The sequence below is a fragment of the Kosakonia oryziphila genome (assembly GCF_900094795.1).
In the GTDB taxonomy this organism is placed as follows: domain Bacteria; phylum Pseudomonadota; class Gammaproteobacteria; order Enterobacterales; family Enterobacteriaceae; genus Kosakonia; species Kosakonia oryziphila.
The window spans coordinates 1-1,364 of sequence record NZ_FMBC01000119.1; the positions used below are offsets into that span (position 1 = coordinate 1).

The following is a 1,364-nucleotide window of genomic DNA, read 5'->3' on the forward strand; positions in this document are numbered from 1 at the left end:
AAAAATCTATGGTCACCCCCATTTTTGCAACACTGATTTTGATTAATGGTGGGCTTGCTTAAATCTATCCGGCGTCTATGTGGGCAAGGATGCCCGCGCCACGATGAGTTCCGCGCCTGATGAACCTGAAAAGCCCCCCGGCTTCAGTGAGCCATTTTTTGCGTGAGGTTTCTCATCAGGCCGATATGCCGTTCATGTCATCAATAACCAGTCTTCGCAAAACCAGATGGGTAACTACTTTTTAAGTACCTAAAAATCAATAGATTAAGTCAAGCCTGCATGTGGCAGGCCTGATATTCATTGCGGTTCGTCGTGATTGCCCACGCTATTCGCGCCAGTTTATTTGCCAGAGCACAGGCGACAATATTCGAATGCCTGTTGCTGAGTTGCTTTCTGACCCATTCGGCCAGTCTGCCTTGTTGATGTTCCAGTCTCATCATGAACGATCGGGCACACTGCACCAGTAATCGACGCAGGTTTTTGTCGCCCCGCTTGCTGATACCCAGCAGAGTTGATTTGCCTCCTGTGCTGTATTGTCGAGGAACAAGCCCTGTGGAAGCTGCAAAATCCCTGCTACATGAAAATTGTTTGCCGTCGCCGAGTTGGGATGAGAGCAGGCTGGCCGTAATCGGCCCAACACCGGGAATTGTCATGATGCGTTGAGTAGCATCATCAGCTTTGATTGACTGATTTAATTCCGATTCCAGCATTGCTATTTGCTCAATAAGGTAAAGATAGTGGGTATGTAACTTCACCAGCAGGTGGCTCAGATATTCGGGGAGCTCATGTTCAGCCAGTACCAGAGACAACCGCCTTATTACTGCATCACCGATCGGCAGGCTGATCCCAAACTCCAGTAAAAAACCGTGGATCTGGTTGGTCGTTTTCACCTTGTCTCTGATAAGAGATTCTCTGACTCTATGCAGCGCTCGCATCGCCTGCTGAGTTTCAGTTCTGGGCTGGACAAAGCGCATTGATGGTCGGGATGCGGCCTCGCATATTGCTTCCGCGTCGACAAAATCATTTTTATTACTTTTGACAAACGGACGCACGAATTGCGGAGAGATAAGTTTCGCTTCATGACCAATATCGCTGATACGCCGTGCCATAAAATGCGCACCGGCACAGGCTTCCATAACAACAACTGCGGATGGACATGTTGCCAGAAACTGCATTAACTTCGTGCGAGTAAATTTCTTACGCAAAAGCGCCTTGCCAGACTTATCCTGGCAGTGAATATGAAAAGAGTGTTTACCGAGATCGATACCAATAAGCGCAACGTTTTCCATGATGGCCTCTCCTGAAAGAAAAACACCCTGCCAGCGTACCGCTCACAGGGTGGGGGTGACCATCTCATTAGCCCC

The 1,364-nt window shown here is 48.8% G+C and carries 1 protein-coding gene; it reads right to left on the reverse strand.

Annotated elements, in window-relative coordinates; all coding sequences use genetic code 11:
- Positions 1 to 269: 269 nt before the first annotated feature.
- Positions 270 to 1,289, reverse strand: coding sequence for an IS110 family RNA-guided transposase (locus tag GA0061070_RS24400; RefSeq protein WP_090139106.1), 1,020 nt, complete (start codon positions 1,287 to 1,289; stop codon positions 270 to 272).
- Positions 1,290 to 1,364 lie beyond the last annotated feature (75 nt).